Source organism: Amaricoccus sp. (assembly GCF_036846665.1).
Lineage (GTDB): Bacteria > Pseudomonadota > Alphaproteobacteria > Rhodobacterales > Rhodobacteraceae > Amaricoccus.
Window position 1 is genome coordinate 1 of record NZ_DAIUBO010000215.1, and the last position, 6597, is coordinate 6597.

Sequence of the window (6597 nt, forward strand, 5' to 3'; positions counted from 1 at the left end):
CTGGCGCACCGCCGTCTCGACGGGAAGCCGGATCTGCTCGAGCGCGAGGTCCTCGATCACCGCATCCCCGCCACTCTGCCGGAGCTCTTCACGCAGCCCATCCTCCTCGGCCGCCTCGCCGGTCAGGTCGCGGAAGAGCACGAGCGCCGAGGCGTCGGGCAGGGGCGCGACCAGCATGCGCAGCGCACGGCCGTCGTGCATCGCGATGGGCGCGGTCCAGCTGCCGCGGGTCTCGGCGGCGGTGGCGAATTCGGCGAGCCGCGCCCAGGCCGGACTCGGGTCGCAGCGCGCCGCCCAGAGGCCGGTCATCTCGCCCACCCCCGGCCCGTCGAGCCGTTCCATCGGCTCGAGGCCCCAAAGCTGCTCGAAGGCGGAATTGACGAAGACCAGGCTGCCGGAGGCGTCGAAGACCGCCACCGCCTCGGTCAGCCGGTCGAGGGTCGCCTGGCTGAGCTCGAGTTCCGAGCGATACTTGCGCTCCAGCATGATCGAGGTCGAGATGTCCTCGAAGAGAAAGGCGAGCGCTCCCTGCGGATGCGGCCGCCCGGTGACGCGGAAGACCTTGCCCGAGGGCAGCACCCAGTTCTCCTCGTAGGTGCCGTCGCGCGCGCCCTCCTCCAGTTCGCCGAGCTTGCGCCGCCAGGCGGCGAAGTCCTTCTGTTCCGGCATCTGCCGGGTCTCGCGCAGGCGTTCGAGGAAGTCGCGCAGGGAAGGTCGGCCGGCGAGCCAGACCGCGTCGATCTTCACCAGATCGGTGAGCGCGGGGTTGAAGAGGCCGAGGCGGCGGTTCTTGTCGAAGACCGCGAGGCCGATGGGCAGATGCGCGAAGGTCTCGGTCAGCGTCTCGACGAAGCGGCGCAGGCTCGCCTCGGCGGCCACCAGGTCGTCGGCCTCCAGCGCATAGCCGATCGCTGTGCCGCCGGGGCCGGGGCTCTGGCAGATCTCGTACCAACGGGCCTCGCCGTCCTCGCGCCCCGGCACCGAGACGCGGCGCCGGCTCTCGTCGCCGCGGGTCGTCAGCGGCACCTCGTCGAGCACATGGCCGAAGCCGTTGGCGATGCGATGGTCCGGGAGCCCCTCCGCCGCCGGGTCGAAGCGTTCGCGATAGGCGGCATTGGCCCAGGCGATCTGGCCGTCCGGGGCGAGGCTCCAGGCGAGGACCGGTGCCTCGTCGAGCACGTCGCGCAGGAAGCGCGCCTCCTCGCCGGCACGCTGGAGCGCGGTCTGTGCCTCCTGCAGGGCCCGGGCATCGTCGCTCGGCTGGCGCATCGAGAGATGCCCCGACCCGCCGCGGGCCTGCCCGACCACCTCGTAGACCGAGCCGTCCGCCCGGGTGCAATGGATGCGGAAGCCCGTGCCGTAGAGCACCAGCGCCTCGATCTTCGCCTGCACCTCCGGGCAATCGCGCGACAGATGTGCCGAAAGCGCGGCCATGCGCGAGGGCGACTGGCCCAGATCCTCGAGGAGCGCGCGGGCCGGCTCGCTGAGCGGCTTCACGCTCGAGCCGTTGAGCAGGAAGTCGCAGGCACCCGCGGCGGAGGGCGCCTCGGCGGCGCCCGGTGCGGAAGGGCGGCCGAGCGGCAGGCGCCGGGCAAAGACCGCGATCAGCGCCAGCGTCGCCGTGGCGCTGACGAGGGCCGCCGTGACCGTCTCGCGGGGCGGCAGCAGGCCGAGGGCGGTCGGCCATTCGGACGGGAGAAGGGAGGACAGATCCATCGCGTTCCGCCTTCGGGGTGGCTGCGCCGCGATGAGAGGGCGCAAGCGCTTAAGGAAGTCTTAACCCTGCCCCTCTGCGGCGGCGCCGTGCGCCCCGCGACGCAGCGGCGCACCACCTGCGACCGGGGCGCGGCGCGCAGGCGCGGGGCGGGCGGCTTGATGCCCGGGTCCGGCCATGCCAGATGGGATCATTGGCGGGAGGAGGATCCGGTGCGATGACCCGAATGTTCGTGCTCTTCGCAGCGGCCGCGGCCGCGATCTTCGGGCTCGCGGCGGGCTGGGCGTGGTTCATGGGCGCCGAGGGCGGCGACCGTTTCGCCGATTGCCGCCAGTCCGTGGCGGCGACCGGTGCCGCGACCATCGGCGGGCCGTTCACGCTGACCAGCGATTCGGGTGCCCGCGTGACCGATGCCGACGTCATCACCGGGCCGACGCTGGTCTATTTCGGCTATACGTTCTGCCCCGATTTCTGCCCGACGGATCTGTCGCGCAACGCCGTGGCCGCGGATATCCTCGCCGAGCGCGGCGTCGATCTCGGGCAGGTCTTCGTCTCGATCGACCCGGAGCGCGACACGCCGGAGGCGATGGCGGATTTCACCACATCGATCCATCCCGACCTCCTCGGGCTGACCGGCTCGCCGGAGGAGGTGAAGGCGGCCGCCGACGCCTATCGGGTCTACTTCCGCAAGGCCGGCGACGATCCGGAATATTACATGATGGATCATTCGACCTTCACCTATCTCATGGCGCCGGAATTCGGGTTCCTCGAGTTCTTCGGCTCGGATGTCGGCGCCGAGGATCTCGCGGACCGCGTGGCCTGCTTCGCCGGAAAGCTCTGAGGGCGGCGACCGCCGGCCTCGCGCCGTTCGGAAATCCCGGAAAGCGAATCGCCCGGCCGGGCGATGCCGCCGACTCGCGCGTCGCCTGTGGCACTATGGCAACTTGTCAACCAAAGGGAGAATGACGCCGTAGACTCGTGAGCGGAATCTTGCCTAATTCAACCTATGGACGATTCTCTCGCTCTTGACTATACGCAGAAGGCGTATCTGAATGTGGCAGGCGTCGTGATTCCCGACGATCCCGCCATCATCACCCCGGCAATTCGACGCGCGATGCTCGAAGGACGCTTCGAGACCGAGGAAGGCCAGCAGATCCCGCGGATCGTGCAGCCCGGCGACCGGGTGCTGGAGATCGGCGCGGGGATCGGTTTCATCTCGACGCTGCTCTCGCGCGAACGCCGGGTCGCGAGCGTGCTCGCGGTGGAGGCCAATCCGCGGCTGATGGACTACATGACGCGCCTGCACCGCGCGAACCGGGTGCGCAAGGTGCGGCGCCTCAACGCGGTGCTGACCAACGAGCCGGTCGAGAGCATGACCTTCTACCTGCGTCGGGACTTCTGGATGGGGTCGCTGATGGCGGCACCCAACCCCTATGTCGGGACGCTCGAGGTCCCGACCACGAATCTCAACGATCTGCTGCGCGCCGAAGGCATCAGCCTGATCGTCTGCGACGTGGAGGGCGCGGAGAGCATGCTCTTCCAGGGCGCCGATCTCGCGGAGGTCGACCGGATCTTCCTCGAGCTCCACGACCACGTCACCGGCCTCTCCGGCGTGGCCAGTCTCTTCACGACCCTGGCCGAGCAGGGCTTCGTCTACGATCCCCGGCATTCGGTGGGCAGCGTCGTGCTGTTCCGCAAGGTCGGGCCCGCAGACGTGCTGCGGCCCTATGCCGGGTAGGCGCGGGGCTTGCCGGCCGCCCCGGCGGCCCCTAGCCTGACCGGCGGTGCCGGCGCGCGGGAACCGATCGCGCCGGAGATGGTTTCCCGCCGGAATGCCGGGGAGTGGAGGGCCTGCCATGGATGTCGCGACGGCTGCGGCGCTCGCTTCGGGAAGCAGGGCGGCGGTGACGGGGTTCGTTCTCCTCGTTTCCGGGCAGGCCCCGGTGCTCTGCTCGGAGCTGCTCGAATCGATGCCGCCGCAATGCGGCGGCGCCCGGATGGACCTCGTCGGGCTGGCCGACGCGGCCCTGCCGGGCCTCCGCGAGGCCGAAGGCGTGAAATGGACCGCCGAGGCGGTGACGCTCTCCGGCGTGGTGCACGAAGGGCGCCTTCACCTCGGCGGCTGACGCGGGCGATCAGGTGTACTGGTTCTTCCAGCCGATCAGGTTGTCGAAGACCGGCTTCACCAGCCGCACCGAGCCGTTGAACACCGGACCGCCGGTATTGTGCACGGCGACGATGTGGCGCTGGTTGTCGCGGAAGCGCCAGACCGGGCTGCCGCTCTGCCCGCCGAAGGTGTCGAGCCGGTAGAACAGCCGCCGGCCGGTGACCGCCAGCACGTTGTTGGCATTCCACCATTGCGTGCCGGAGGGCTTGTCGCCGGGGTAGCCGGAATTGTTCACCCGGAGGCCGAGCAGGCTGGTGAAGGAGAGATTGGCGAGTCCCATCCAACCGGTCGTGTTCCCGAGCTTGGCGTTCGAGGGCAGCACGACGACGGCGTAATCGTAGTTCGAGCTCTGGCTCTCCGTCCAGCCCTTGACGCTGTGGTAGAAGGTGCTGACCGCCGAGCCGAAGGGCTCGGAGGCGCCGTTCTTGCCCGGGATGACCCGGATGTTGCGCACCCAGCCGCCGTGATCGTGCATGAACACGCAATGCCCGTTGGTCAGGACCGTGCGCGGGCCGATCATGGCGCCGCTGCAGCCGAAGCGCGCGCCGTCGGCCGCGGTGATCTCCAGCTTGCAGATCGTGCGCCAGGGATAGGTCGTGGTATTGCCGACCTGCACCCGGTCGTCGTTGCCGAAGACGACCTCGTAGTTCTCGCCGCCGAATTCGCCGATCTCGGGCGCATAGCCCTGGACCTCGAGCGCGGGCTCGCCGCCGGCCGATTCATAGCGCGCCTCGCCGGCGGTGGCCGGACTGCCTTCGCTTCCGTCGGCGATCTCGTCGAGATTGCCCGCCTCGGGTTCGACACCGGTGCCGGAATCGATCTCGTGTCCGTCCATCCCTTCGGGGATCTTCGCTTCCTCGGCGCGTTCGAACGCGTGGAACCGGGCGAGCAGTTCGTTCATCGTGTCGCCGGCTGCGCCGCCGCCATGGCCGTGCCCACCGGGCGCCGGCGTGGTCGGCCCTTCGGCGCCATCGGATTCGCGGTCGAAGCCGGAGACTTCGACCGGGCCGGGCTTGAGAGTGTCGCGGGAAACGTAAGTCATGATGGGTACTCCGATAAGAGACCGGAAACTCGGCCTGTAAAGAGGACTCGTTGAATGGCCCGGCCTAGGCAAAAGGGCCGGCCCAGTCGGGAGAATCTGGCTCCAGATAGTTCGAGCCGTCTTGGTCACGACCGTTCAAGCGAAAAATGGAACGGTCTGATCTGCCGGTCACAATACGACCGGTGCGCAGTTATTAACACGCCAAGCGATTGATTGCAAGCGAGCGCGACCGGAACGTCGGCCGATTGCGCTTGCATCCCCGCCTCCGTCGGCCTATATCGCGCTCATCAGCGGCAGGTCGATCCTCGGGTCGGCCTTCCACCGGAGAGTTTCAACGGGCCGCGCGCCCGTTTTTTTGTGCCCTGGGAGCCTCGTTTGGCCGATCTCGTCGCCAAGGCCGCCATCGACCGGCGTCTCGCCGGCATCGTCGCCCCGACCGTCGAGGGTCTGGGATTCGAGCTGGTGCGCCTGCGGCTGATGGGCGGCAAGCGCGCGACGCTGCAGATCATGGCGGAGCGGCCCGAGGGCGGCATCGAGGTCGAGGATTGCGCGAAGATCAGCCGCGCGGTCTCGGCGGTGCTCGACGTGGAGGATCCGATCGCGGGCGAATACGTGCTCGAGGTCTCCAGCCCCGGCATCGACCGGCCGCTGACCCGGCCGAAGGATTTCGAGCGCTACGAGGGCTACCGGGTCAAGATCGAGACCGCCGAGCTGATCGACGGGCGCCGGCGCTTCAGCGGCACGCTGGAGGGCGTCGAGGACGGCGAGGTCCTGCTCGCGATCGCGGAAGGGACGATCGGTCTCGATTTCGGGCTGATCGCCGACGCCAAGCTCGTGCTGACCGACGCGCTGATTGCCGAAAGCCTCGCCGGGCGCCGGGCGCAGGGGTTCGACCCCGGCGATTTCGACGATGTCGAAGAAGACGACGAAACCGAGACCTCCGACGAAGGTGAGGAAACAGAATGAGCGTGACGTCAGCCAACCGGCTCGAGCTGCTGCAGATCGCCGATGCGGTCGCCCGGGAGAAGATGATCGATCCGTCCCTCGTGATCGAGGCGATGGAGGATTCGCTCGGCAAGGCCGCGCGCTCGCGCTACGGAGCGGAATACGACATCCGGGCGAAGATCGACCGCAAGTCGGGCGAGCTCTTCATGACGCGATACCGGCATGTGGTCGAGGAGGTGGAGAACCACTTCACCGAACTGACGCTCGAGGACGCCCGCGCCATCAAGCCGGACGCCGAGCTCGACGACTACCTCACCGATTCGCTGCCTCCGATGGACTTCGGCCGGATCGCGGCGCAATCGGCCAAGCAGGTCATCATGCAGAAGGTGCGCGAGGCCGAACGCCTGCGCCAGTACGAGGAGTTCAAGGACCGGGTCGGCGAGATCATCAACGGCATCGTCAAGCGCACCGAATACGGCAACGTCATCGTCGACGTCGGCCGCGGCGAGGCGATCCTCCGCCGCGACCAGCTGATCCAGCGCGAGGCGTTCAGGAATGGGGATCGCGTGCGCGCCCTTATCCGCGACGTGCGCCACGAGGTCCGCGGCCCGCAGGTCTTCCTGAGCCGCACCGCGCCGGAGTTCCTCGCCGAGCTCTTCAAGATGGAGGTTCCCGAAATCTACGACGGCGTCATCGAGATCAAGGCGGCGCCCCCCAATCCCGGCAGCC

7 protein-coding genes are annotated in these 6597 nt (G+C 68.7%); 5 read left to right on the plus strand and 2 right to left on the minus strand.

Annotated elements, in window-relative coordinates:
• Nucleotides 1-1716, minus strand: a 1716-nt coding sequence (locus V7050_RS16790; protein ID WP_324410875.1) for a PAS-domain containing protein, incomplete at its 3' end; no start/stop codon positions are given.
• A 215-nt stretch (nt 1717-1931) separates the two neighbouring features.
• Here V7050_RS16790 and V7050_RS16795 point away from each other — a divergent pair.
• From V7050_RS16795 to V7050_RS16805, 3 genes are all read left to right on the plus strand, one after another.
• Nucleotides 1932-2555: an SCO family protein gene (locus tag V7050_RS16795; RefSeq protein WP_324365248.1), complete on the plus strand. Its 624-nt coding sequence runs from the start codon at nt 1932-1934 to the stop codon at nt 2553-2555.
• A gap of 213 nt (nt 2556-2768) precedes the next feature.
• A complete protein-coding gene (locus tag V7050_RS16800) occupies nt 2769-3452 on the plus strand; it encodes an FkbM family methyltransferase (protein ID WP_324365247.1) in 684 nt (227 codons plus the stop codon).
• Between the two features lie 118 nt (nt 3453-3570).
• On the plus strand, nt 3571-3840 hold the full coding sequence (locus V7050_RS16805; protein ID WP_324365246.1) for a hypothetical protein: 270 nt from the start codon (nt 3571-3573) through the stop codon (nt 3838-3840).
• A gap of 9 nt (nt 3841-3849) precedes the next feature.
• Here V7050_RS16805 and V7050_RS16810 read toward each other — a convergent pair whose 3' ends face one another.
• Nucleotides 3850-4923, minus strand: a complete 1074-nt coding sequence (locus V7050_RS16810) for a trypsin-like serine peptidase (RefSeq protein ID WP_324365245.1) — start codon at nt 4921-4923, stop codon at nt 3850-3852.
• 375 nt (nt 4924-5298) lie between these two features.
• Between V7050_RS16810 and rimP the strand changes: the two genes are divergently transcribed.
• Complete coding sequence (gene rimP / locus V7050_RS16815; RefSeq protein ID WP_324365244.1) at nt 5299-5889, plus strand: ribosome maturation factor RimP; 591 nt, start codon at nt 5299-5301, stop codon at nt 5887-5889.
• The coding region (nusA, locus tag V7050_RS16820; RefSeq protein ID WP_324410877.1) for a transcription termination/antitermination protein NusA at nt 5886-6597 on the plus strand (712 nt) is incomplete at its 3' end. The genes rimP and nusA, both read left to right, overlap by 4 nt.

What these genes read in the sequence shown, in the direction of transcription:
- V7050_RS16795 (WP_324365248.1), top strand. Translation starts at nt 1,932, where the DNA reads ATGACCCGAATGTTCGTGCTCTTCGCAGCGGCCGCGGCCGCGATCTTC.
- V7050_RS16805 (WP_324365246.1), top strand. Translation starts at nt 3,571, where the DNA reads ATGGATGTCGCGACGGCTGCGGCGCTCGCTTCGGGAAGCAGGGCGGCG.
- V7050_RS16810 (WP_324365245.1), bottom strand. Translation starts at nt 4,923, where the DNA reads ATGACTTACGTTTCCCGCGACACTCTCAAGCCCGGCCCGGTCGAAGTC.